The 1518-nt window shown below is 43.4% G+C and carries 1 protein-coding gene; it reads left to right on the forward strand.

Annotated features, from left to right (window positions below; translation table 11 throughout):
• Positions 1-160: 160 nt before the first annotated feature.
• On the forward strand, positions 161-1518 hold a 1358-nt coding region (locus tag DKW60_RS23460), incomplete at its 3' end, for a tetratricopeptide repeat protein (RefSeq protein ID WP_146203571.1).

Raw genomic sequence — 1518 nt, forward strand, 5'->3', positions numbered from 1 at the left:
GTAGTTTGTCTGACGCTTACGCAAAACCGCACTGGCAGGCAAACTACTCACTAGCCTACAACGTGATGGCCACACTATTTATGCCGTATCCATAAGAACTGACCACGACTGGCAATACAGCCAAAACAAACTACAAGCCTTACTGACTGATCCGTATTACGTGGAAAATTACCAAAACACTCTGTCTGAAATTGATGAAAACACGCCTCAAGACAACAGAGATATTCAACGGGTAGAAGCTCTATTAAATGCACTCTTGGAGCAATACGGACAATTTGCCTTACTGATCGATAATCTCGAAACTTATCAGGATAGCCAAAGTAAAAAAATCACCGACCCAGACACTCAGAACTGGCTACAAGCCGCCCAGAACACAACAAGACACGGCCTGAAGCTGTTAACGACATCCCGTTACCAACTTCCTGATTGGCCAGAACACAATATTGAGAGAATTGGCAAACCAATCTATACAGACTATTTGGCCTTTTTACGCCAACTAAAATTGCCAGCGCGTTTTATGGTTAATTCTGAGCGTCAACAAACGGCCTATGAAACATTAGGGGCTAACTTTCGTGCCTTGCACTATTTTGCTCTTGCAACAGAAGGCATGACGCTGATTGAGGAGCAGCAATTTCTCAATGTACTTGCAGAGGTAACTCATGATATCCAGATCAATATTGCTCTCAAAGAGCTAATAGAGCAGTGCAGTGAGCCGCAAAAGGAGCTTCTGCATTTAATGCAGGTGTATCCATTCTCAGTGAATTTATCGGGTATCTATCGTATTGCCCCAGTAACAATGTCAGTAGAAAAATACTTGGAGCACTTGCTGGCGGTATCGCTGCTAGAGCGCTACTGGAATACCGACATCAAAGAATACGAATATGTACTACCGCCATTGGTTAGCAATTGGCTGGAGGTAAATAATACTGCAAAGCTCGATGAGTCTCTTAAGCAAACAGCCGCATTGTACTTTTTAGAGCAGTTGGAAAACCGAACCAAAGACTCATGGGTTCATATTCTGAATACGATTAAGTTACTGTCCGATAGCAAACTGATGCCGCAAGCTCATAGGCTGATATTGGATTGGGTAGTTGAAACACTGGTGAATGCCGCCCAGTATCAGGAGTTGCTCCGATATTGGCTACCACCTTTATTACAAAGCGACGATAGACACATTGTTGGTGATGCCCTCAATCAAATTGGTCGGGTTAAGTCGCATGTTGGTGAGTATGAAAGCGCTATCGAAGTTCTGAAGCAAGCGATGGAATATACCGTTAATGATGACCCTGATACTTATGGCAGTGTTCTAAATAACTTAGCCAATATTCAACTTGATCAAGGCGACTACGAAAAGGCAATTGTCAATCTTGAGGAGTCCTTGCGTTTTGTACGTCAGGGGACGGACATAGAAGGAGAGGCCATTACCCTGAATAATCTAGGGCAGGCTTATGCTTTGATGGGGGATTTTGAGAATGCATATGAGTATCTGGAAGCTGCTCTAGTAGTGCATCATTTTTG

It is taken from the genome of Leucothrix pacifica, from assembly GCF_003172875.1.
In the GTDB taxonomy this organism is placed as follows: Bacteria; Pseudomonadota; Gammaproteobacteria; order Thiotrichales; family Thiotrichaceae; genus Leucothrix; species Leucothrix pacifica.